The 23,741-nt window shown below is 58.0% G+C and carries 16 protein-coding genes, 1 tRNA gene and 1 riboswitch; of the genes, 9 read left to right on the forward strand and 8 right to left on the reverse strand.

Going from position 1 to position 23,741, the window contains the following annotated elements; all coding sequences use genetic code 11:
• Positions 1-144 precede the first annotated feature (144 nt).
• Both ACFSDX_RS02020 and ACFSDX_RS02025 read left to right on the forward strand, forming a co-directional pair.
• Positions 145-2,094: a sensor histidine kinase gene (locus ACFSDX_RS02020; protein WP_382311528.1), complete on the forward strand. Its 1,950-nt coding sequence runs from the start codon at positions 145-147 to the stop codon at positions 2,092-2,094.
• Between the two features lie 58 nt (positions 2,095-2,152).
• The gene (locus ACFSDX_RS02025; RefSeq protein WP_382311529.1) at positions 2,153-2,812 is read left to right on the forward strand and encodes a response regulator; all 660 of its coding nucleotides are present in this window, start codon (positions 2,153-2,155) and stop codon (positions 2,810-2,812) included.
• Positions 2,813-2,908: 96 nt separating this feature from the next.
• On the opposite strand, the gene ACFSDX_RS02030 is transcribed toward ACFSDX_RS02025, so the two are convergent.
• Positions 2,909-2,981: transfer RNA gene (locus ACFSDX_RS02030), tRNA-Thr, on the reverse strand.
• 146 nt (positions 2,982-3,127) lie between these two features.
• On the opposite strand from ACFSDX_RS02030, the gene ACFSDX_RS02035 reads away from it, so the two are divergent.
• Positions 3,128-3,574 carry a hypothetical protein gene (locus ACFSDX_RS02035; protein ID WP_382311530.1) on the forward strand — a complete coding sequence of 149 codons (447 nt, stop codon included), beginning with the start codon at positions 3,128-3,130 and terminating at the stop codon, positions 3,572-3,574.
• 34 nt (positions 3,575-3,608) lie between these two features.
• Here ACFSDX_RS02035 and ACFSDX_RS02040 read toward each other — a convergent pair whose 3' ends face one another.
• The 5 genes from ACFSDX_RS02040 to ACFSDX_RS02060 form a co-directional block, all read right to left on the reverse strand.
• The gene (locus ACFSDX_RS02040) at positions 3,609-4,511 is read right to left on the reverse strand and encodes a S66 peptidase family protein (RefSeq protein WP_382311531.1); all 903 of its coding nucleotides are present in this window, start codon (positions 4,509-4,511) and stop codon (positions 3,609-3,611) included.
• Between the two features lie 131 nt (positions 4,512-4,642).
• Positions 4,643-5,671 (reverse strand): homoserine O-acetyltransferase family protein, encoded by a 1,029-nt coding sequence (locus ACFSDX_RS02045; protein WP_382311532.1) that lies wholly within the window; start codon positions 5,669-5,671, stop codon positions 4,643-4,645.
• A gap of 178 nt (positions 5,672-5,849) precedes the next feature.
• Positions 5,850-7,229, reverse strand: coding sequence for an O-acetylhomoserine aminocarboxypropyltransferase/cysteine synthase family protein (locus ACFSDX_RS02050; RefSeq protein WP_382311533.1), 1,380 nt, complete (start codon positions 7,227-7,229; stop codon positions 5,850-5,852).
• 47 nt (positions 7,230-7,276) lie between these two features.
• Entirely contained in the window at positions 7,277-7,966 is a 690-nt protein-coding gene (locus ACFSDX_RS02055; RefSeq protein WP_382311534.1) for a peroxiredoxin-like family protein, read from the reverse strand.
• A 346-nt stretch (positions 7,967-8,312) separates the two neighbouring features.
• Positions 8,313-8,430, reverse strand: a riboswitch (SAM riboswitch).
• 178 nt (positions 8,431-8,608) lie between these two features.
• On the reverse strand, positions 8,609-8,896 hold the full coding sequence (locus ACFSDX_RS02060; protein ID WP_382311536.1) for a LysM peptidoglycan-binding domain-containing protein: 288 nt from the start codon (positions 8,894-8,896) through the stop codon (positions 8,609-8,611).
• A 225-nt stretch (positions 8,897-9,121) separates the two neighbouring features.
• Between ACFSDX_RS02060 and ACFSDX_RS02065 the strand changes: the two genes are divergently transcribed.
• Together ACFSDX_RS02065 and ACFSDX_RS02070 are read left to right on the forward strand one after the other, a co-directional pair.
• Positions 9,122-9,541, forward strand: a complete 420-nt coding sequence (locus ACFSDX_RS02065; protein ID WP_382311537.1) for a hypothetical protein — start codon at positions 9,122-9,124, stop codon at positions 9,539-9,541.
• Positions 9,542-9,689: 148 nt separating this feature from the next.
• The gene (locus ACFSDX_RS02070) at positions 9,690-12,269 is read left to right on the forward strand and encodes an erythromycin esterase family protein (RefSeq protein ID WP_382311539.1); all 2,580 of its coding nucleotides are present in this window, start codon (positions 9,690-9,692) and stop codon (positions 12,267-12,269) included.
• On the opposite strand, the gene ACFSDX_RS02075 is transcribed toward ACFSDX_RS02070, so the two are convergent.
• Both ACFSDX_RS02075 and ACFSDX_RS02080 read right to left on the reverse strand, forming a co-directional pair.
• Complete coding sequence (locus tag ACFSDX_RS02075; protein WP_382311540.1) at positions 12,259-13,344, reverse strand: lysylphosphatidylglycerol synthase transmembrane domain-containing protein; 1,086 nt, start codon at positions 13,342-13,344, stop codon at positions 12,259-12,261. The two genes, ACFSDX_RS02070 and ACFSDX_RS02075, sit on opposite strands and share 11 nt — an antisense overlap.
• A gap of 131 nt (positions 13,345-13,475) precedes the next feature.
• Entirely contained in the window at positions 13,476-16,427 is a 2,952-nt protein-coding gene (locus ACFSDX_RS02080) for a TonB-dependent receptor (RefSeq protein WP_382311541.1), read from the reverse strand.
• A 341-nt stretch (positions 16,428-16,768) separates the two neighbouring features.
• Between ACFSDX_RS02080 and dxs the strand changes: the two genes are divergently transcribed.
• From dxs to ACFSDX_RS02100, 4 genes are all read left to right on the forward strand, one after another.
• A complete protein-coding gene (dxs, locus tag ACFSDX_RS02085) occupies positions 16,769-18,715 on the forward strand; it encodes a 1-deoxy-D-xylulose-5-phosphate synthase (RefSeq protein ID WP_382311542.1) in 1,947 nt (648 codons plus the stop codon).
• 496 nt (positions 18,716-19,211) lie between these two features.
• Positions 19,212-19,922: an exopolysaccharide biosynthesis polyprenyl glycosylphosphotransferase gene (locus tag ACFSDX_RS02090; protein ID WP_382311544.1), complete on the forward strand. Its 711-nt coding sequence runs from the start codon at positions 19,212-19,214 to the stop codon at positions 19,920-19,922.
• Positions 19,923-20,580: 658 nt separating this feature from the next.
• On the forward strand, positions 20,581-21,342 hold the full coding sequence (locus ACFSDX_RS02095; protein WP_382312313.1) for a polysaccharide biosynthesis/export family protein: 762 nt from the start codon (positions 20,581-20,583) through the stop codon (positions 21,340-21,342).
• Positions 21,343-21,397: 55 nt separating this feature from the next.
• A complete protein-coding gene (locus ACFSDX_RS02100; protein WP_382311545.1) occupies positions 21,398-23,737 on the forward strand; it encodes a GumC family protein in 2,340 nt (779 codons plus the stop codon).
• Positions 23,738-23,741: the final 4 nt, after the last annotated feature.

Genomic DNA, 23,741 nt, shown 5'->3' on the forward strand with positions numbered 1-23,741 from the left:
TGGGTCGGGCGGTTGGTGCAGTAGTTTAGGTGCCGAGCCAGCGGCTAGTGTAGCGCTTAACAGTAATACTAATTAGGAGATAGATGATTGTATGAATTTAACAGGTATTTTGCGCGCGGATTTCGTGACTTAGGAGATTGTGCCATGCGCTATCTGTTGCTGTTGGGGTGGCTGCTGCTTGCGGGTGGCGGATGGGTGCCGACCGCCGCGGCCCAGGCACTACCCGACACCCTGCACCTAAGCTACGCCGAGTACGACCCGGCGGCCCGGTTTTTTAGCTACTGTTTTGATGAGTGCCGCCAGCCCGCTACGGCCGGGCGGGCGGCCAGCCTGTGGGCGGCGGGCCGCTTTCGGCGCCTATCCCGGCAAGACCTGCTGCAAGCCGGCTACCAGCCCGGCCGGCTGTGGCTGCGCGTGGCGGCCCTCAATACCATTCCGCAGCGCACTCATTTTCTGTGGAATATCTATTCGTTCGTGGATAGCGCCACGCTCTACGTGCAGCCGGACGGGCGCGGGCCGCTGCACCGCGTGGCCGCTGCCAGCAGCTGGGCGGTGGCCGCCGTGCGGCCGTTTCCGGCGCGGCCGCTGTGCTTGCCGTTCTGGCTGGGCGCCGGGCAGCGGGCCGTGTACTACCTGCGCGTCGAAAGCCGGTGCGCCAATTGGCTGCTGTTTACTGACGTCACCACCACGGAGGGTTTTCTGCGCTATGAGCAAAATTACCTGGGTTTCACGTACTGGAACTGGCTGCTCGGGCTGTACCTAGGGAGCGTCTTGGTCAATCTCATCCTCTACCTCTTTCTGCGCGACCGTATTTTGCTCTGGTACGGAGGCTACGTGCTGAGCATCACGTGGTTTTTGTTGATGGAAGAAAACCTGGACGCCGTGCTGCTGCCGCAGGCAGTGTACACCGTGGGCTGGCAGCTGGGGCAGTTTAGCCTGCTACTGCTGGCTCAGGCGTGTGGGCTGCGCATTATGGCGCTGTTTGTGCGCCTGCGCCAGAGCTGGCCTCGGCTGCACCTGCTTAGCCGGTGGCTCAGTAACGGGGCCATTGTGTGTGCGGTGGCGTGCTGGGCGGTGGCCCGGTGGGCCGCGCCTTTGGCGCCGGCCGGGCAGGCGGGGCTGCTGCTGGGGCGCACTGGGTTGCTGTGGGGGCTGCTGCTGGCGGGGGGCGGCATTCTGGCGGCCGTGGGGTGGTGGGGACGCCCGGCCCAGCGCCGCTTGGCGGCGCTATACGGGGCCACTTACTTGCTGTTTGGGTGGGGCACGGCCGAGCTGCTGCTAAACTACTCGGGGGCGGTCTATATCGAGTTTATTAAGCCCAACTCCTTGGCTTGGTGCCTGGTAGCTGAGCTGATACTGCTGAGTGCGCTGCTGACGGGGCGCTTTCACCGGGCGCTGCGCCAGGCCGCCGACCAGCGCCTGCGCCGCCTGCGCGAGCACGAAGCCGCCAGCCGCCGCCTCATTGCGGCGCAGGACGAGGAGCGCGAAGCCCTGGCCCGTGAGCTGCACGACGCCCTGGCCCCCGGCCTCACGGCGCTGCACCTGGCCTGGCAGGGCCGGCTGGTGCGCCAGGCCCTGGCCCAGGCCCCGCCGCTGCTGGCCGAAGCCCACGCCCAAACCGAAGCCCTGCTGCGCCAGCTGCGGCGCGATGTGCGCGCTCTCAGCCAGGTGCTGCTGCCCAGCCCCACCACCGGCGAGCAGCCCCCCCTGCCCGCCGCCGTGGCCTTGCTCACCGAAACCCTGAATATGGCCGATGAAGGCTTGCACATCGAATATGTGTGCGATGCCGCCGCCGCCGAGGTGCCGCTGGCCGTGCAGCAGGCGGCCTACCGCATAGTGGCCGAGCTGCTGCACAATGCGCTGCGCCACGCCCACGCCCAGCGGGTGCGCGTGGAGGTGCACCGGCGGCCCACGGCGCTGCACCTGCTGGTAGCCGACGATGGGCGGGGCTTTGACCCGGCCGCCCCGCCGCCCCGGAGCGGTGGGCTGGGCCTGCGGGGCGTGCGGGCCCGCGCCAGCTACCTGCGCGGGCAGGTGCAGGTGGTGAGCCAGCTCGGCCAGGGCACCCGCATCGAGGTTGAGCTGCCCGTGTAGCTGGTTTTTATAAATAATCTGTTGTTCAGGGTACTCTGCTGCTGTTTCTGCCTCGCCTATGTCTAGCTGCCGCCTGTTGCTCGTCGATGACCACCCCGCGCTGACCCGGGGGCTGGCCGCGCTGTTTGGTCAGGAACCCGACCTAGAGATAGTGGGGCTGTGCGCCAGCGGCCACGAGCTGCTGCACTTGCTCGAAAATACCCGTGGGCTAGCCCCCGACCTGCTGCTGCTCGACCTGCACCTGCCGCCCCCGCACGATGGCCTGAGCCTGCTGCCCCACCTGCGCCGTGCCTGGCCCGCGCTGCGGGTGCTGGTGTTTAGCAGCGCCGTGTCGCCGGCCTTACTGGCGCAGGTGAAGGAGGCGGGGGCGCACGGCTTCATCAATAAATCGGCCGAGGCCAGCACCTTGCTCGATGCCATTCGGGCGGTGCACGCCGGCCAGCTCGTGTTTCCGGCCCGGCGGCTGCCGGGGCGGGCCGGCAGCGCCGCCGCACCAGCCTCGCAAACGGCCGACGACCTGCTGCGCCTGCGCCAGCTCTCGGCCCGCGAGCGCGAAATCATCGGGCTCATCCGCGAGGGGCTGTCAACCCGCGAAATTGCCGCCCGCCTGTCGCTGGCCGAGCTTACCGTAGGCACGCACCGGCGCAACATCATGCAGAAGCTGGGGGTGCACGGGCTAGCCGGGCTGGTGCGCTTTGCCCACGAGCAGGGGTTGTGAGGCGGCCCTAGGTTGGTGATGTTGCCAACCTGGGGCGATAGCCAGGTCTAAACGCAAAAAAAGCCTCCCCACGCGGTGGAGAAGCTTTTTTTGCGGAGCCGATTATTGGACTCGAACCAACGACCTGCTCATTACGAATGAGCTGCTCTACCAGCTGAGCTAAATCGGCGTTTTCCCGGCTGCCAAATGCCGCTGGGGCTGCAAAGATAGTACGCCGCGCCAAAGTCGCGCAACCGTACCGCAAATTTTCGCAACCCAGCGGTGCTGTCTGCGTCTGAGCAAGGTGTTCCTGCTATTCACCTGCGTAGTCATTCTATGAAACTCTTGCCCTCCCTCGCCGCCGGTTTTACCGGCGCAGTCGCCCTCACCCTGCTGCACGAAACCATGCGCCACCTGCGGCCCCACGACGCGCCCCGCATGGATGTGCTCGGCGAGAGCGGCCTGCGCAAGCTCCTGGGGCTGGCCGAGGCGCCGCAGCCCGATGCCGCAACGGCCTACGCCGCTACTATGGCCGGCGATGTACTCAGCAATGGCCTGTACTACACGCTGGTAGGCAGTGGCAAGCACAGCCTGCGGCGCGGTCTGCTGCTGGGGGCGGCGGCCGGCGTGGGCGGCGTGCTGCTACCCGGCCCACTGGGCCTGGGCGAGGCCCCCAGCAACCGCACTCCGCAAACTCAGGCCATGACGGTGGCCTGGTACACGCTGGGCGGCCTGGTAGCGGGCGCGGTAGCCAAGGCGCTGCGGCCGAAAAAGAAGCAGTAGTCGCCCCGCCGGGCTCGTCTACTGGCCCTAGGTCTCACTGACTGAGCGTGCTGCCGCCCGGCGCTACTACCAGCATAGCCGGGCGGCCCACCACCAGCGCCTGGTTATCAGCCTCGTGGCCCACCGGGAAGCCGTAGCCGACCGGGAATTCGTAGCGCTGCGCGTAGTAGTTGATAATCTCGTAAGCATCTTGGCCAAAGGGTACGGCATTGTCGCGCATCTGCGAAAAATGACCCACTACCAAGCCGGCTAGCTCGGCCAGCTGGCCGCTGCGGTGCAGGTGCAGCAGCATGCGGTCGATGTGGTAGAGGTACTCGTCTAGGTCTTCCAAAAACAGCACGCGGCCTGCAAAGCTGGCCTGCGAGCCCGTGCCCGTGATGGTGTGCAGCAAGCTAAGATTGCCGCCCACCAGCTCGCCGGTGGCCGTGCCCGGGCGGTTGAGCGCGTGCGCGGGGGCGGTGTAGCTGGTGGCTTCGCCCACCAAGGCGGCGTGCAGGCTGGCCACCGCGGTGGCACCGCCTTCCTGGCCAAAGAGCACCGGCATTACGCCGTGGATACTTTGGTAACCTAGGCGCAGCAAATGGCAGTTAAGGACCGTGATGTCGGAAAAGCCGGCCACCCACTTGGGAACCTCAGCAAACCGGCTAAAATCCAGGGTGTCAACCAGGCGGGCGGTGCCGTAGCCCCCACGGGCGCAAAAAATAGCCCGGATGCTCGGGTCATCGAGCTGGCGCTGAAAATCGCGGCGGCGCAGGTCATCGTCGCCGGCAAACTGGTGGCTGGCGGCGCCGATGCTTTCGCCCAACACTACTTCTAGCCCCCAGCCGGCGAGGGTTTGCTGCGCAAAAGCCACTTCGGACGAAGTTATTTTGCGAGCGGTGCTGACGAGCGCCACGCGCTGGCCGGATTGGAGAAAAGGAGGCGCAATGGGCGGCATAAGTACGGGTTGAATAGCCCCGCAAAGAAAGCCTACCCCCGCTGAAGTCATTTTTTGTCGGTCGCTTTTCGCTGTTGGTTTTTTACGTGCTCCATGACCAACAACAAAAAACGACCGCCAAAAATGACAAGCTAATCAGCCAGCGCGGCCGCGTAAAACGCCTCTAGCGCGTGCGTAATTTTAACAGTTTCGAGCAAAAAACCATCGTGCCCAAAGCTCGAATCGAGCTCGCCGTACCCGGCGCCGGGAATGCCCGCGGCCAGGGTGCGCTGCTCCACGAGCGGAAACAGCACGTCGGAGGTGATGCCCAGCACCAGCGTGCGCGCCCTAATGCCGGCCAGGGCCGCCGCCACGCCGCCGCGCCCGCGCCCTAGGTGGTGCGAATCCATGGCGCGCGTGAGCACCACGTAGCTGTAGGCATCGAAGCGGGCCACGAGCTTATTGCCCTGGTAGCGCTGGTAGCTGCTGGCCCGAAAGTCGCGGAGGCGGTCGTCGTCCGGGTCGGTTTGAGTGTTGGCGTAGGCCTCGTAGCCGCGGTAGCTGAGCAGCGCCACGGCGCGGGCGGCGGCCAGGCCGGCATCGCCGCCGCCGGGGCCGTTCTCGTGGTAGGTAGGGTCAGCCTCGATGGCTAGGCGCTGCGCCTCATTGAAGGCGATGCCCCAGGCCGAGTGCCGGGCGCTACTGGCAATAACTACTAGGTGCCCAAATACTTGGGGCTGGCTCGCGGCCCACTCCAGGGCCTGCTGCCCCCCCAGCGAGCCGCCGATGAGCGTGTGCACGTAGGCCAGGCCTAGGTCCTGCCGCAGGGCTTCGTGCGCGGCCACCAGGTCGCGGATAGTAAGCAACGGAAAATCTTGGAAGCGAGCTGTGCCGGTGGCCGGGTCTACGTCCAGTGGGCAGGTGCTGCCGTAGCACGAGCCCAGGATGTTGGCGCACACGATAAACCAGTCGGCCGGGTCAAAGAAATGCCCTTCCCCGAAGAGTCCGGGCCACCAGTCCAGCACGTCGGCATTGGCCGTGAGGGCGTGGCATACCCACACCACATTGTCGCGGGTGGCATTGAGCTGGCCCCAGGTGCGGTAGGCCACATGGGCGCCCGCCAGGGTTGCGCCGCTTTCCAACGGAAAAAGGTCAGGCAGTTGGAAAAGGTACTCTTTCATAAAACGGTATACGTATTTGTCCTTGCGAGGAGGAACGACAAAGCAACCGCCCCCAGGCGGCCTTGACAGCTCGTCTAAGTGCGATTGCTTCGTCGTTTCTCCTCGCAAGGACAATTTTAGTGTTTAATTATTAGTGCTTAGTATTTCACACTAATAACTAAACATTAAGCACTAAAAACTACACTTCCAGCGGCTGCACGTGCTCGGGCTGCGGGTCTGGGATGCTGGCATCGGCCTCGTCTTTGTGCGCACCTTTGGCGGCGGCCTCCAGGGCCTGGCCTAGGTCGGCCAGAATGTCGTCGATGTGCTCGATGCCGACCGACAAGCGCAGCAGCGTGGGCGTTACGCCCGACGCAATTTGCTCCTGCTCGCTGAGCTGCTGGTGCGTGGTGGCCGAGGGCTGAATGATGAGCGTTTTAGCATCGCCCACGTTAGCCAAGTGGCTGATGAGCTTGAGGTTGTCGATTACGGCCGTGGCCGTGTCCTTGCTGCCGTGCAGCGCAAACGAGAGCACGCCGCCGAAGCCGCGCTTGAGGTACTTGGCGGCATTCTGGTGGTGCGGGCTGCTGGCCAGGCCGGGGTAGTTGACGTGGGCCACCTCGGGGCGCTGCTCCAGCCACTGGGCTACTTTGAGGGCGTTTTCGACGGTGCGCTCCACGCGCAGGCTCAGGGTTTCGAGGCCTTGCAGCAGCAGGAAAGAGTTGAAGGGGCTGATGGCGGGCCCAAAGTCGCGCAGACCTTCCACGCGGGCCCGAATGGCGAAGGCAATGTTACCAAACGGCCCGTTTTTGCCGAATACGTCGTTGAAAACCAGGCCGTGATAGCCTTCGCTGGGCTCGGTAAACTGCGGGTACTTGCCGTTGCCGAAGTCGTAGGTGCCGCCGTCCACAATTACGCCGCCCACGCTGGTGCCGTGGCCGCCAATCCACTTGGTGGCCGACTCCACCACGATGTTGGCGCCGTGCAGCAGGGGCTGAAACAAGTAGCCGCCCGCGCCGAAGGTATTGTCTACTACCAGCGGCAGGTCATGCTTCCGGGCCACGGCCGCAATACGCTCAAAATCAGGCACGCTGAAGCTCGGGTTGCCGATGGTTTCGAGGTAAATGGCGCGCGTGTTATCGTCAATCAGCGCCTCGATGCTGTCGGCGTCATCGCCCTGCGCAAAGCGCGCCTCGATACCTAGGCGCTTAAAAGCCACCTTGAACTGGTTGTAAGTGCCGCCGTAGAGGTAGGAGCTCGACACGATATTATCGCCCTGCTTCAGGATGTTATTCAGCGCAATGAACTGCGCCGCCTGGCCCGAGCCCACGGCCACGGCCGCTACGCCGCCTTCGAGCGCCGCAATGCGCTGCTCAAACACGTCGGTGGTTGGGTTCATCAGGCGTGTGTAAATGTTACCAAACTCCTTGAGGGCAAACAAATTAGCGCCGTGCTCCGCGTTTTTGAATACGTAGCTCGTCGTCTGGTAAATGGGCACCGCGCGCGAGCCGGTGGTGGGGTCGGGCTGCTGCCCGGCGTGTAGTTGAAGGGTTTCGAAATGCAGGTTGGGGGTGGCCATGGGAAGGAAGAAATGAAGACTAAAGATTACTAAAAATACCCGCCTGGTTAGGCGGTTTGGGGTGCGGTAGCCTGCGCCAGCGCATCCAGAATTTCGGCCGGGTCGGCGCGGTGCTTGAAGTTAGCCTCGGCCCACGACCACTTAACAAGGCCATCGGTGCCAATGATAAAGGTGGCCGTGAGCGGCAGCTCGTCATCGGCAGTACCATTGTGAGCAGCCAAGTCAATGCCTACGCTGCGCAAGGTATCGGCCACTTCGGCGCCTACTTTATACGCCAGGCCATACTGCCGAGCCACTACGTTGCCTACATCGCTTAGTACCAGAAAGGTCAGCGACTTTTCGCTGGCGGTGAGGCTGGTAAGGTCGGGCGTTTGGGGCGATACGGCCACAAGGGTGGCGCCGTGCTGCGCCAGTTCGGGCAGCAGTTGCTGGTAGGCCCGCAGCTGCACGTTGCAGTAGGGGCACCAGTTGCCGCGGTAAAATACCAGCACCACCGGGCCTTGCTGCAAGAGCTGAGCGAGCGCAACCGGCTCATTAGTAGCGCTGGGCAGCGTGAAGCCGGGGGCCACTTGGCCCGCCTGCAATGCGCGGCTGGCCAAGCCCGAAGTTGCGACGGTCGTGATGCCGCCATCAATAGTTTGGGCGGCGGCCGGGGGCAGTACGGAAGCTAAGTGCTGCGCCGTAGCAGTGAGTTCCTGCTGAAAAGTGGTGGGTGCTGAAGAAGTGGAGACTGCCATAGAATGAAGTAACCATAGGTGGATGCAAGTGAAGAAACTGGGCGGAGTAGGCGGCCAGAGGCAGTCAACCGAGTAGTTAAGCTGCTCATTAGCTGCGCAAGCTTACAAGGTACTTGGCCCTAACCAGCGGCTACTAGCTGCTAGTGTGCCCAGCCGAACTCGCAAAAAGATAGCTGCTGCTCAGCGGCAACAACACGCGCTGCAACAGCGCATTCGCTCGTCCGAGCGCCCTGCCCGGTGGGTGGCGGCGTGGGTACACGACGTAGCTTTCCAAGCCTGGCTGCGGGTGGCAGCTGGAGCAGGGGAAAGCAGGAAAACGGCGGAAAGGGATTGTTGCATGGTACTCAATTTATAGCTCCCGTGCCGGCAGCAACGCCGGGCAGGGGTAGGAATTGGCACCTTTCCAAAAGTGAAGGTTGCCAGCGGGTCACGGAGCCTAATCTCTCGCCGCTTCTGTATAAAACTGAAACTAACTGCCCCGCCGGCTGCGGGGAGTACCAGGGGTTGGTGCGGGCAAAGATATGCACGAAGCCCACTTGCGCAATAAGGGGCCGCCCGCGCCCCAAACTGGGCTAACCGGGCAATAAAAAGGCCGCCCCAAATCTGGAGCGGCTTTTCTCACCTTTTTTCTGCAAAAAGTACCTAGAGACTAGGTAGGGTTAACACCTGACCGACTTCAATCTTGTCAGGGTTACTGCCGATGATGGCCTCGTTGGCCTCGTATATCTGGTGCCACTTAGCGGCATCGCCGTAGTGGTTTTTAGCAATTTTAGAAAGCGAGTCGCCGCTTACTACAGTGTACGTGTCACCGGTAGTGGCTTCGGGCTTGCTATTACCGAAAAAATCGGTGCCGGCGCCGGTAGCGGCCGGTTGGGCAGGAGCAACGGGCTTTTTGTCGCCCTCATTGGTCAGAAAATCGAGTAAGCCCATGGCTGCAAATGATTGGCAGTGAAAGAAAAGGAGATAAGACAACCTCGGCGTAGCCGTCCTTAGCCGAAGCCAGTGAACTACCCGGTGGGTTTGCGGAGACTAATACGCTTTAGTAATTCAAAGGTTATGATTAATAACCAAAAAAATTGCACCGCGTAAGCAGGTCCGTTACTGGTATTAGCAGTAGCTCATTCGTCTTTCACTTCTACCAAACCCTTTTCTTCCATGAATACCCCTTCTTCTCTTCGGTCCTACGCCGCGTCGCTGCTGTGCGCATTTATGCTCCTCTTTGTTGCTGCCTCGTGCAGTGATAAGGGCAAAGTGGAGGGCGCTAACATGCTCTATGGCACAAGCAGCAAGGTGTGGAAAACTGCCAAGGAAACTGCCGCCAGCGGCGATAAAGTAAAGCAAACCGATGCGCAGGAGCAGGAAACGCTGCACCTGTTCTCGAACAACACGTACTCGATGACCGGCGCTGCGGGCGCAGTACAGGGTAAGTACGCGTTTGACCAGACGGCCAAGACGATGACCATGACCCCCGATGCTGGTGGCACGTCGAACACGTTTAACGTGGAGACGCTGACCGACGACAAGCTGACGCTGGTGAGCAGCAGCGGCGCCAAGCTGGTGCTGGAAACCGAGTAAAGTTGCCTCAGCCTAAAATAAAAAGCCCCGTACCTGATTTGGTACGGGGCTTTTTTTGGGCTTTGCGCAGCTAGCGCACGCTAGGTTGCTTCTTTGCATTTGAATTGGCAATAGTGGTACCTAGGGTAGTTATTTTAGTACGTAAAAGATGAGTTGGTTTCGTTGGTTGCTGCTGTGGGGGTTGGGCATGGGGTTAGGGCTGGAGGCGCAGGCGCAGGTAGCCACCCCCGACCAAGCGGTGCCGGCCCGGCCACTGCGGAGCCTGAGTCCGGCCGATACCACGTTTGCCGAGCTGGAGTTTTTGCGGTCGGAAATCGGGGGCGCGCGGGTGGTGTTTTTGGGCGAGCCCACGCACGGCGAAGGCAACGTGCTGGCGGCCAAGGCCCGCCTGGTGGCGTTTTTGCAGCAGCGGCTCGGTTTCACGACCCTAGGCATGGAAAGCGGCTTTTATAGCCTGCACAAGGCGCAGCGCCAGATTACGTTGGGCAAATCAGTCGCCAAAAACCTGGAGAGCAGCGTATTTCCCATTTGGATGCGCACCCGTGAGTTTCAGGCCCTGGTGCCCCTGGTGGGCCAGGAGGGGCTGCGCGTAATGGGCTTCGACCCGCAGCTAAGCGGCGAGTATAGCACCGACTTAGTAGACGACCTAGACGATTTTCTGAGCGACGAAAAAGGTAGCGACGCCATCAACTACGACCTACTCGATGAGATTATCAGCTACCAGGCCGAGCGCTTTGCCTTCCCGCCCAGCCACCAGCCCGCCGAGCTGGAAGCTGAATTGGTGAAGGCCGACAAGCTACTCGCCAAAGCGGCCGCCGCCCCCACCGCGGCGCGGCGCAACGAGGCGCTGTTTTGGCAGCAGAGCCTGCGCAGCCTGCGAGCCCTGGCCCACGACTACGCCGACCACGACCCCGGTGCCAAAAGCCAGGTCGAGTGGGTGGCGGCCGATAGCAACCCGCGCGACGCCCAAATGGCCGAAAACCTGCTGTGGTACCTGCGCCAGCACCCCGCCGAAAAAGTAATTTGCTGGGGCGCGCTGCCGCACTTCGCCAACCGCGTGGAGGTGCTCGGTAACGAGGAGCTGCGCGCCTACCGCCCCATGGGCCGCGCCGTGAAAGAAGCCCTGGGTGCCGGCCAGGTGTACATTCTAGGTACGCTGGCGGGCGGTGGCACCCACGGCCTGCCGGGCGCCGCGGGCATGGCCGTGCCCGAACCCGCCGCCGGCACCCTTGAAGCCAGCCTGTTGGCCCTAGGCTCGCCCTACGCATTTGTGAGCCTGAAGCACGACGCGGCCGGCCGGCAGCTCACCACCTACGCCCTTGATTACCAGCCGCTAGCCGGGCCCTGGAGCGAAGTGGCGGATGGATTTCTTTTTTTACGCAGCGTGGCTCCGCCGCACTTCGCAGCCGCCGACAGCACGGCTGAGCGCGCCGATACAACGGCCACGTTGGCCGCTACTAATCAGCCGCCCGGCTCGCTAAACCCCGCGCCGGGCCGCGCGGGTACTACGCTGCGGCGCGGGGTGGCGGCGCCCGACGTATCGGGCGTGCGCCTGGTGCGGGGCGTAGTGCTCGACCAGCGCAGCCGGGCCGCGGTGCCCTATGCCACCGTGCTGCTGCCGGGGCAGGGCAAAGGCACCACTGCTGATGCCAGCGGCCACTTTGTGCTACCACTACCGGGGCCTACCAAGCTGCAAGTGCGGAGCCTAGGGTATGAGGTAGCCAGCGTGCAGTCGCCGGTCGGCAATGAGGAGCTGACGGTGCTGCTGGCCCCGGCCGCCTATGCCCTCGAGGAGGTGCGCGTGGCCACCGCCCCGCCCGACCCGGTGGCAATTATGCAGAGCGTTATCAAGAACATTCCCATCAATTACGAGCAGCAGGACTACGCCACGCAAGTGTATCGCCACTTACGCATAAGCAATTTTGATACCCTGCGCTACGAAGCGGAAAGCGTGAGCCGGCTGCGGGTGCCGGCGGGCTACCAGCACTTTGGGCGCGGCTTTCTGATGCACGAAGAGGCGACGGACTTCCAAGTGCAGCAGCGCCACGTGCTGACCGCGCAGCAAGACCCGCCCGCGATTGCTGTAACGGGTGGGGGCAGCCAGGCCTTCGTCACGGGCGTTGACCCGGTGCGGATTTCACCGTTGTTCGTAGCGCGCAACCTGCGTAAGTTTAATCTGAAGCTCGACAGCGTGCGCCAGCAGGGCGGCGAAACATTGTACCTCGTGAGCTTTGCTGCGAAAGACGCCAACCACCGCAGCACGGGCTCCTACCTGGCCGGGGTGTACCAGGGGCGGCTGCTAATACAAAAGCGTGACTACGCCGTGGTGCGCTATGAAGCACTGTGGCAGCTAGATACGGCCAACTACAACAGCGTAGCCCGCAAAAGCCTAGGTCGCAACAACCTGGTAGAGAAGCTATATGCGCAAACGTTCAGCTCCGACCGCAGCACGCACGTAGTAGACTACGCCAAAGGCGAAAACGGCCGCTACTATGCCCGCCGCAGCGTAGGTGTAGCCCAAACCACGGGCCGCACGCTGCGCAACAAGCAGCCTTTTTACTACCAAAGCTTAGCTGAGCAGTTTTTCCAGCCCCTGCCCGAGGCTGGCCCAGCGCCCGCGCCGCCCATCAAAGGGGCTCCCAAGCCCGCCGAAGTGCCGTACCGGCCCGAGTTTTGGGAGCAGTACCAGCGGCCGGGCGGCGCGCTGGCACCCGCCGCTACGCGCTAGGTGGGGTGGGGCGACTAAACACCCGCGCTGCCCAGCGCGGCAAAAACACGGTACCTAGGGCCAGGTAGAAGTAATACGTAACGATGCGATAGAGCAGCACCATGAAACTCGTCATGGTGGCGGTGCCAATGAAGCTGCCAAAAAAGGTCGGAAACGCGCCCTCGGCAATGCCGGCGCCGCCGGGCGTCACGGCCAGCAGCAGCACCACTTTATAGGTGATGTTGCGGGCAAAGATGAACAGGAAGCCGCCCGTCGTCATGGGCACGAAGGCCGCGATGAGGCAGCCGATAACGGCGTAGCGGGCCGTCCAGACGAAGAACGTGCTAAGGCTGGCGCGCCACCAGTAGAGCCAGCCGGCCCCGCGCAAATGCGCCGAGGCATTCACCATTTCCTGGCCGTGGCGGTAGGCCGTGCGTCGAAAGCGCCTCAGCATCCGGAAAGAAGCGAGCCGCACCAGCAGCCGCCGCACCGAAACGGGGTTCACAAACAGCGCATAAAGCAGCAGCCCCGCGTAGCTGGACACGGCCAGGTAGCTCACCACAAAGAGTACCCGTAGCGTCTCGGTAAAAGTCGAGTCGAGGTGGCGCGGGTAGAGCGCGGCCCCCGCCAGCCACACCACTAGCGGTACCATCAGCACGTAGTACAGGTTGTCGAGAAAGGCTGTCACGATGGTGTAGGCCAGCGCCTTACCCAGGGGAATACCTTCCTTGGTGAGAATGATGGGCGCCGCCGCCGTGCCGCCCGCCGCCGAGGGCAGCACGCAGGAAGCAAATTCCCACATCACGATGACCTCGAAGGCCTGGCGCCAGCTCAGCTCGCGCTCCGAGATGTGGCGGATGCGGTAGATATAGCCCAGGTCGCGGGCCCAGAGCACGAGCAGCGTAACCAGTAGCCACTCCCACTTAGCATTGGCCAGCGGGGCGAGGTCGCCGGGCTTGTAGCTGCGCCAGAACAGAAAGCCCACCACCGCCAGCCCAATCAGGATGGGCCACACCAGGCGCGAAGGCCGCAGCTGCCGCAACAGATTGGCATCCTGGTCGTCGGGTAGTGGCGGGGTAGGGCTGGCTAAGGGCATAAAAAAGGGGCGGCCGGGCAAAAGTACGCCCCGTAAAATGGGTAATGAGCGTAATAGATAATGGGAGTAATGCTGTTCGCGACCGCTGAACAGCATTACTCCCATTATCTATTACGCTCATTACTATTACCCTAGGGGCGCCCGCCCGGGCTACCCGCCGGCGTGATACCACCCGGCGAGGTAGTGCCCGGCGAAGGCGCGTTCACCGGCGTGGTGTTGATGTTCGGGGCCGGCGTCTTAGGCTTCGTGGCCGAGCTGTCGGCGGGCGTAGCCGTAGGCTGCGCGCCGGGAAGCGTACCCGGCTGGCCAGCCGGCGTAGTGCCCGGCGCCACTTGATTAGGCTGCTGGCCCGATGTGCTGTCGGCCGGAGCCGTAGTGGGTGCAGTCTTGGTCGTGTCGGTAGGCGCCGCCGTGCCGGGGGCACCCGCGGGGCGCTGGCCCGCGCCGGCTGGGCGACCTGCGCCCGCTGGGCGGCCCCCGCCACCCGGCTGGCCGCCACCACCACCGCCGCCGGTTTCGCCACCGCCACCTAGGCCGGCGCCGCTGTCGCCGCCTTCCTTCAGGTCATCGTTGCTCACGCCCTTGCGGTTGCGGGGGCGCTGGTCTACCGTCAGCTTGCCGATGCGGTAGCTGATGTTGACTTTGAAGTTGAGGATTTTCACCACGTTGGTGCTATTCTGGGCCAGCAGGGGCGTGTTTATCTCGCTGCGAATGTCGCGGGTGCTCGTAAAGAAGTTCTCGGCCCCGAAACCGATGCCACCCCGGTTGTCGGCAAAGCTGCGCCGAATGTTGAGGCTGTAGATGCCGAAGCCGCTCTGGTAGCCTTGCAACTGCACCTGCTGCCCGCGGAAGAAGCTAAACCCTTGCAGCGCCCATTGCTTGTTGAAAGCATAAGAGGCCTGCACGCGGCCGTTGACCACGAAGCCGGTGTTGCGGGCCGCGTAAATGCGGTCGGTGAGCTGGTTGTCCAGCACGGCGTAGTACGTGTCCACGCCGCCGTTCAGCGTCAGCTTGCCCGCGTTCACGCTGGCGAAAATGCTGGCGCCGTAGGCATCTTCTTTGCCCACGTTGGCAAAGCTCGTGATGATGGTATCGCCGCTGGGCGTGCGAATGGCCTGAATCGAGCCCGTGGTGTTGCGCACGAAGGCCGACAGGTTCAGGTTTACCTTCTGCTTCACCACTGTGCTGTAGCCTATCTCGTAGTTGTTTGTGTACTCAGGCCGCAGCTGTGGGTTGCCCTGGGTTACCTGCAAAGGGTTAGGCGCCTGGCGGTTGGGGTTCAGGAATTGGAGCGAGGGGCGCTGAATGCGGCGGTTATACGCCAGCTTCAGCACGTTGCCATTGTCGAACTTGCGCGCCAGGTTTATGCTGGGCACCAGCACGCCGTAGTCCGGAATGTTCGGGCTCTTGTCGGTGCCCTGCGCAAACTCGGCGCTGATAGTCGTGTACTCGTAGCGAAAGCCGGGCTTCAGCGTAAAGCCCTTGGGCAAGCCAATGGTGTAGGTGGCGTAACCCGAGGCCACGTTCTGGCGGTAGTTGAAGTTGTTGGCCAGCTGGGTGGGGTCCAGCACAAAGTTCTCGTTGTTGCCGGTGGTCAGGAAGTAGGCGTACTCGCTGTTCACCTTGCGGTAAATGTCCTTCACGCCCAGCTCCAGCAGCTGGTTTTTCAGAGTCGGCGACTGAAAGTCGGCCTGCGCCGTCAGCTCCTGGTTGTAGCTGTCGTTGTCGTTGCGGCGGCGGTTGGCCGTGTTGTTATCGCTTCCTAGGATGTCGTTGAGGAAGTTGTTCGTGCGGTTGTTGCGGCTATACAGCGTCAGGATGCTGAATTCGCGTTGCGGCACTTCGTAGGTGTGGGTGTAGTTGAGGCTGGCATCGACGGTGCCCGACTCGTCGGTCGTCTTCACGTTGCGCACCGAGTTCACGAGCGCATTGCTCGACACCGTCGTCAGGCGGTCCTGGTAGTTCGTGCTATTGCGCACGCCATACGCCACCGAGGCCGTCAGCGAGTTGTGTTTGTCGATGTCGTAGTCCCAGCCCAGCGTGTAGCGCCCAAACGCGTCGTTGCGCCGCGTGCCGGCCGACTGCACGTTGTTCGACACGAAGTTGCCGTTCGTGTCGTAGGTGCTCTGGTTGTTGATGAAGCTGCCCGGCTGGTTGTAGCTGGCCCGCCCAAAGCCGCCTAGCGAAAAGCCCATTTTGCCGGTGCGGTAGTTGCCGTTCAGGCCCAGGTTGCTGGCCCGCAGGCCGGCGCCCAGGTCCACACTCAGCGAGCCGCCGCGCAGGTTGTTGCTCTTCGTGATGATGTTAATAATGCCGCCCGAGCCCTCCGCGTCGTACTTGGCCGAGGGCGAGGTAATCACCTCCACCGTCTGAATCTGGTCGGCCGGAATCTGCTTCAGCGCGTCGGCAATGCTGCTGGCCGCGATGGTCGAAGGCTTGTTGTTAATCAGCACCCGGATGTTGGAGCTACCGCGCAGGCTCACGTTGCCATCTAGGTCCACGCTCAGCAGCGGCACGCGCTTGAGTACGTCGGTGGCGTCGCCGCCGGCCGTGGTTTTGTCCACGTCGGCGTTGTACACCGTGCGGTCCACGCGCTCCTCAATGAGCTGCTTGCGGCCCGTCACCACCACTTCCTTCAGAGCTTGGGCCGAGGCCGCGAGCTTGATGGTACCTAGGGATACCGCGCCGCCATCGGCGGGCACCACAATGCCGGGGCGCTCCTCGTTTTTGTAGCCCAGGAAAGTAACCTGCACCGTGTACGTGCCGCTCGGGATGCCCGGCAGCACAAACTTGCCGTCGTCGCCGCACACGCCGCCGTTCACCACTTTGCCCGCGCCATCGAGCACGGCCACGGTGGCGTAGGAGATGGGCTTGCCATTGGCCGCGTCCGTGACGGTGCCCGTGAGGCGGCCGCCCGCCGCCGGCCGGGCAGCCGGGCGAGCCGCGGCCGCCGGCGCAGCAGCGGGGCGGGCGCCCACCCCGGCCGGCCTAGTGGCTTGGCTGTGAGCTACAAGCGGAGCCGTAAATGGTGCCGTAAATAAAGCCGCCGCAAGCAAGGCAGGAGGTAAAGTAGTCTTCTTCATAAAAATTGATAACGGCCAAAGTGCGTAAACGGCTGGCAATAGTTGCATTAGTTGGCCCCTAATTATTGCAATCTTCGGTCGAAACGCTAATTATGCCGACTAAGCCGGGCGAATAAGCGGTTGGTATTGTCAGGCCTTCGGCCCCCGCGACCGGGACCGGGTAGAGATTCGTGGGGAGAGTAGCCCCCGCCGTGCTGGTTTTTTGCGCCACTAGGTCAGTCTAGTAATATCCACCCTAGAACCGCTCAGCCTGCGCTTGTCGTACCTTTGTTTCAACCGGCCAATCTTTTAGCCGGTTTAGCGGTTACTCACTGCTACTCCTTTTCGCACATGCCTGCCCAATGATGATTGAACCCGGTCCGCTCCTGGCGGCGATAGCCTCGCCCGATGACCTCAAAAAACTGACCCCCGAGCAGTTAGTGCAGGTTAGCGCCGAGCTACGCGAGTTCATCATCGATACGGTGAGCATTTACGGCGGGCACTTCGGCGCTTCGCTGGGCGTGGTCGAGCTTACTGTGGCGCTGCATTACGTCTTCAACACGCCCTACGACCAGTTGGTGTGGGATGTGGGCCACCAGGCCTACGGCCATAAGATACTGACCGGCCGGCGCGACCGCTTTCCCACTAACCGCCGCTACGGCGGCATGTCGGGCTTCCCAAAGATGTCGGAAAGCCCCTACGATGCCTTTGGCGTGGGCCACAGCAGCACTAGCATCGGCGCCGCCCTAGGTATGTCGGTTGCCTCCGATTACAAAAAAGAGTTTGACCGCCAGCACATTGCCGTCATCGGCGATGGCTCCATGACGGCGGGCATGAGCTTCGAGGCGCTCAACCAGGCCGGCTCGATGAATAATAATATGATTGTCGTGCTGAACGACAATTGCATGAGCATCGACCCCAACGTGGGGGCGCTCAAAGAATACCTCACCGATATCACCACCTCGCGTACCTACAACAAGGTGCGCGACGAGCTGTGGAACGTGCTGGGCAAGCTCTCCAAGTTTGGCCCCAACCCGCAGCAGATTGCCCGCAAAGTAGAGGCCGCCATGAAGGCCACGCTCCTCAAGCAGAGCAATCTGTTTGAAGCGCTGAATTTCCGTTATTTCGGCCCCGTCGATGGCCACGACGTGCAGCACCTCGTAGCGGTGCTCAACGACCTCAAGAGCATCCCAGGCCCCAAGCTGCTGCACTGCGTTACGGTGAAGGGCAAAGGCTACGCGCTGGCCGAGAAAGACCAGACGCTCTGGCACGCGCCGGGCCTGTTTGATAAGATTACGGGCGAGATTTACAAGAAAACGCCCGACAAGCCGCAGCCGCCAAAGTACCAGGACGTGTTTGGCCACACGCTGCTGGAACTGGCCCAGGCCAACGACAAGATTATGGGCGTGACGCCCGCCATGCCCAGCGGCTCGTCGCTGAACATCATGATGGCGGCCATGCCCGAGCGTGCCTTCGACGTGGGTATTGCCGAGCAGCACGCCGTTACGTTCTCGGCTGGCATGGCCACGCAGGGGCTGGTACCGTTCTGCAATATCTACTCCTCCTTCATGCAGCGCGGCTACGACCAAATGGTACATGATGTGGCGCTGCAAAATCTGCACGTAGTATTCTGCCTCGACCGGGCGGGCTTTGCCGGCGCCGATGGGCCCACCCACCACGGCTGCTACGACCTAGCTTATATGCGCAGCATCCCGAACGTCGTGGTGTCGGCACCCATGAACGAGCAGGAACTGCGCAACCTCATGTACACCGCGCAGCTGCCCGAGAATGCCGGGCCGTTCAGTATCCGCTACCCCCGGGGCGAGGGTGTAATGCCCGAGTGGCGCACCCCGTTGCAGCGCATTGCCATCGGCACTGGCCGCGTGGTGCGCGAGGGCGAAGCTGGGGGCGTCGCCATCCTTAGTATCGGCCACATCGGTAATTACGCGGTGAAAGCTACGGCGGCGCTGGCCGCCGAAGGCCTCGATGCCGGGCACTACGACATGCGCTTCTGCAAGCCGTTGGATGAAGAAATGCTCTTGGCGATAGCCCGCCGCTACCGCGCCATCGTGACCGTGGAGGACGGCTGCCTGCAGGGTGGCTTCGGCTCAGCTGTGCTTGAGTTCCTGGCCGACCAAGGTCAGCATGTTGCTGTGCGTCGCCTAGGTATCCCTGACCGGGTAGTGGAGCACGGTACGCAAGACCAGCTTTACAAAGAGTGTGGCTTCGACGCAGAAGGTATTGCCGCCGCTGTGCGCGAGTTAGGTAAGAAAGTCTTTGCTACGGCACGCGAGACGGTGGTGCTGTAAGAGGCATAAGCAAACTCAGAATTAGGTCAAGGCCTCAGCAACTAGTGTTGCTGAGGCCTTTTTGTGATGCAACGATTGGTAGTGGCGAAGGCTGCATAGATAAAACGAGGCTGAAATCCTTGCTTGTAGCCACCGGGGTCTTCAAACCAGAAAAGTGGTAGTTAAAAGGCCCATTGCGCAATGAAAAGAAGCTTACCAATTAAGCACAAGTATTTAAAAAAGGTATTCGATAACAATAAGATAAAATGGCCTGGCTAATACCTGACTAATTGCTTACGCTGATTAAAAGTGGAACGCAAAGCAAATAATATTCAAAAAGTAGGTTTATACCTATATGAGTGAACACTCACTCGCTCATAATGTACGCTTTACTATAGCTTTAATGCAAATAAATTTTAACTTTTTATTGCATTAAACCAAGCAACTTTTTAATTATTTTTATAAATGGTTTGCATTTTTATCATTTTACGTTAAATATTTCAATATTTGTTTTGATATGAACATATCCAACTTTAATATTGAATGTAAGGCCACGCATAATGTTTTTTGTTGGTTTAGGACAATCCGTAAAGCTATGTCACCCGCTTTTGCTAATCAACACGTCAGAGTCACATCCAACACTGCAGTTAAGCGCGTGTTCGATATCGTATTTGCTTCATTAGTGGCATTACTGCTGCTGAGCTGGCTTATCCCGCTCATAGCTGCAATAATTAAGCTCGACAGCAAAGGTCCCGTATTCTTTAAGCAGCTACGCACCGGTAAAGACGGCGTACCATTCTACTGCTTCAAGTTTCGCAGCATGCACATGAATGCAGATGCTGACCATAAGCAAGCAAGCCGTAATGATAGTCGCATCACCAAAATTGGTGCGTTCATGCGCAAGACCAGTATTGATGAGTTGCCGCAGTTCATCAACGTGCTGAAGGGCGAAATGTCAGTAGTAGGGCCACGGCCCCACATGCTTCAGCACACAGAGGTGTACTCGAGCGCAATCAACAACTTCATGGTGCGCCACACCGTTGCTCCAGGCATTACGGGGCTCGCCCAGATAACCGGGCACCGTGGCGAAACCAAAGAAACCGCTGCAATGATTAAGCGAGTGAACGCAGATATCCACTACCTGCAAAACTGGTCTTTTTCCTTAGACATGAAAATCGTGTGGCTAACGGTGTACCAAGCAGTAAAGGGTAGCGATAACGCTTTCTAGACTATGCCTGTGCGAGCGGTGCTCTGAGTTACCTCAGGCAGTGCTCGAACATCCAGCTATTCTGATACTATTCTAGTTGATACACTTCTTGAATAGGAGGTGCTGTAAATTGCTTTTGGCTACCTAGGCATTACCAAAACGCGAAGCTTCGGATGAAGCTGGCAATTGGCACAATGTTGGGTAGCCAAGCTTATGATAGCCTTTGTCACCTACGAGCTCGGCCTCCGATGCCTATTAAGGGCAGTCAGTAATCAGCCGTAGTATCCTGGTAACCGCGAAGCTCTCTAAGGTGGCTGCTACAAGCCGTCACTTTATTCTCGTCTTGGCAGTTTGTGCAAGGCCCGCGCTGTATTCGTGGATGAATGATACAACATCTAAAGTGCACGTAGCACTCCTATGGCTCATTCCTTCCAGCGTAGTTTAAACAGCAGTAGTGAGGTACGTAGCTATATTGCGTGAAAAACTCAGTAGTAGCAAGTGATTAACTCGCGATGTGCCACAAACTGCTAGACTAATATTCGTCCTTGTTGTATTTAGTAAGGATAGAATATAACTAAATCACCTGTTCAAAGCAAAAGCTCTTACTCAATATAGGAGCTATCTGTTTCTGTTAAACCAAAAGATAAGTAAACGAATGAGATTTCCTTTTACGTATGTGATGATTGCATTGTTAGCTTCATCTTGCGCAAGTAATCGTAAGCTAACCTACTTTAGTAATCTGAATGCAGGCTCGGATAATAGAACAGAGATTAAAAATAATATTGAGCCTAAAATACAAGCTGATGATTTGCTTGGTATAACGGTTTCGAGCTTAAGCTCAGAATCGAATACGCTATTTAACAACGGTACAATCACAGCTCCGGCAGGTACAATCACGGGTGGTGGTGCTAGTCCTATGGCAGCCAAGAGCGGCGAAGGGTATTTAGTTGATAAAAGTGGAGAAGTTAATTTGCCAGTTCTAGGTAAAATAAAGTTAGCAGGTTTGACGAAAGAGGAAGCGGGGGAGAAGCTAACGAATGAAATCAAAAAATCAGTAAAGAATCCTACCGTTAACGTTAGATTCTTGAACTTTAAAATCACTGTGATAGGGGAAGTTAACAGACCTGCCACTTTTACCGTCCCTACAGAAAAAGTAACTGTTCTAGAAGCATTAGGGTTAGCAGGCGATATGACTGCTTTTGGAAAGAGAGAGAACGTATTGATAATACGGGAAAAAGATGGTGTGCGTAATGCTATTCGAGTAGATTTTACTAACAAAGATTTACTTAATTCTCAGTATTTCTACTTGCAGCAAAATGATGTTGTATATGTAGAGCCAGTTAAAGCGAAAGTTTTGCAGGGCAGCGCTAGTAGTTTCTACTTGCCAATAATCTCTGTAGCAGTTTCTTTGTTAAGTATCCTTGTATTTGCCCTAAGATAGAAAATTACAGCTTCTTCTTTTTTCTTAGCATGCCAGTACTCACATCATTACTATTATGAATAATCAAGAATTATTTCCGCTAAAGAACGAGCAGCCAAAGGCCAAGGATTTAAGAGTAATTCTTTCGCATTATGTTCGTTACTGGTATTTGTTTATACTAAGTGTAGCAATAGCACTAGGTATAGCTTACATCTACCTAAGGTATTATGTTGTTCCTGCATACCAAGTAACTAGTACGCTACTAATTAAAAGCGAAAGTAACAAGCCTACTCTATCTGGAGGTGGGCAGCTAGGAGTGGCTAATTTGGGTGGAGGTGCAATTGATTTGAATAATGAAATAGAGGTGCTCAAATCAAAGAGCCTGATGCAGCGCGTTGTTGCTGAACTATCATACTTTACGACGTACTATATTAAGGGAAAGGTAAGGGATGTTGAAGTATATGGTAAGTCCTCACCCATTACTATTGTAGTAGGTAAGCTAACGCCTGCTGCTTACGGCAAAACACTGATTATTCGCTTAAAGCCGGATAATAAGTTTGATTTAAAAGAAGGTGAAAATCAGCCTTCCAGCCAGCAGTTAGGACAGTTAATCCATCAGCCTTATGGTACGTTTACGGTAGTTGCCACTCCATATGCTGCTACTGATAATAAGCTTTTTTCCAAGGATATAATTGTAAGATTTCAAAACCAACAGGATATAGTCAACTATCTGCATAGTAGTGTAAAAATTGCTCCGGTTAGTAAAGATGCCACTATTCTAGAGGTAAGCTTGATAGACGCTATTCCTGAGCGGAGTAAAGATATTTTAAATAAATTAATCGAGATTTATAATAAAGAAGGACTGGAGTATAAGAACCGTAACGCTACCAACACTATTAGTTTTCTGGATGACCGCTTGCGGTTTATCACCACTGAGCTATCAGGGGTGGAGAAAGATGTAGAACGGTATAAAAGGCAGAATCAAGTAACTGACGTAAGCTCGCAAGCTTCTAATTATATAGAGCAGGCCAGCTCATATAATAAGCAACTGTCTGAATGGGCAATTCAAATCGATGTGTTGGAATCGATAGAGAAGTATTTGAATAAGAGCGCGGGTCAGTATACTATGGTGCCAAGTAGCCTAGGTATTCAAGACCCAACCTTAGTGAGTTTGATTGAAAAATTTAACGGGTTGCAACTGGAGCGTGAGCGTATGCTCCGCACTACAGAAGCTAGCAATCCGTTAGTAGAAAACATTAATGAGCAGCTAGTTAATCTAAGAAGTAACATTCTAGAAAACCTGCAAAATATCAAGAGAGGGCTGATTATAACTAGCCGTAATCTTAAAGCAAGTTCAGGGCAATTTCAGTCTCAGATTAAAAAGGTGCCCTCGATTGAGCGTGAACTGTTAGAAATCAACCGGCAGCAGGCTATAAAGCAAATACTGTATTCATTTTTGTTGCAGAAGCGCGAGGAAGCAGCTCTCGAGCTTGCTTCTACTGTCTCGAACTCTAGAGTTGTTGACCCAGCGGTTAGTAGTGATTATCCTGTTAGCCCGGTTAAGCAGTTAATCTACCTAATGGCGCTATTAGCCGGATTAGCTATACCATTTGCTGGTGTATATATTAAAGGGCTACTAAACGATAAAGTTCAGAGTGCTGAGGACGTAGAATATACGACGAATACACCTATTCTGGGCGAAATAGCAATTAGCAATACCCGCGATAAAGTAGTGGTTACAAAAGATAATCGCTCCCCAGTCGCAGAAATGTTCAGGCTTATCCGAGCTAACCTGAGCTTTATGATGCGCGGTAAAAGCAATAAAGTGATTCTCGTTACTTCTAGTATGAGTGGGGAGGGGAAGACCTTTTTTAGTATAAATTTTTCTGCCAGTCTGCTATTAACAGGCAAAAAAGTGGTCTTGCTCGAATTGGATTTGCGTAATTCTGATTTATCTGAAGTATTAGATATATCTCCAAGCTTGGGTATTACTGACTATCTGAATTCTGACGATGTTTACATCACCGATATTATCAGTGAGTCAGAGAAGGTTCCTGGGTTGCATGTTATTAGTTCCGGGCCTGTCCCAGTTAATCCTTCTGAACTGATGATGTCAGCTAAGCTCTCGCATTTGCTGACTGAATTAAAATCCAGTTTTGACTACATCATTTTAGACACTGCTCCTATTGGAAAGGTTGCTGATGTATTCAGTCTTTCTGCTCTGATTGATTCTAGTATTTACTTAGTTCGCTGTAATTATACGTACAAGCGAATGATAAATATTGTGGATGATATTTATGTGAACAACAAGCTTAACAATCTGATGATTGTGTTGAATGATGTCGAAATGGGAAATAGCCATAGTTATGGTTATGGCTATGAGCAGAAAGATAAAAAGAAGTTAAAGATAGCCTAGCAGT

The organism is Hymenobacter bucti (assembly GCF_042681145.1).
In the GTDB taxonomy this organism is placed as follows: Bacteria; Bacteroidota; Bacteroidia; order Cytophagales; family Hymenobacteraceae; genus Hymenobacter; species Hymenobacter bucti.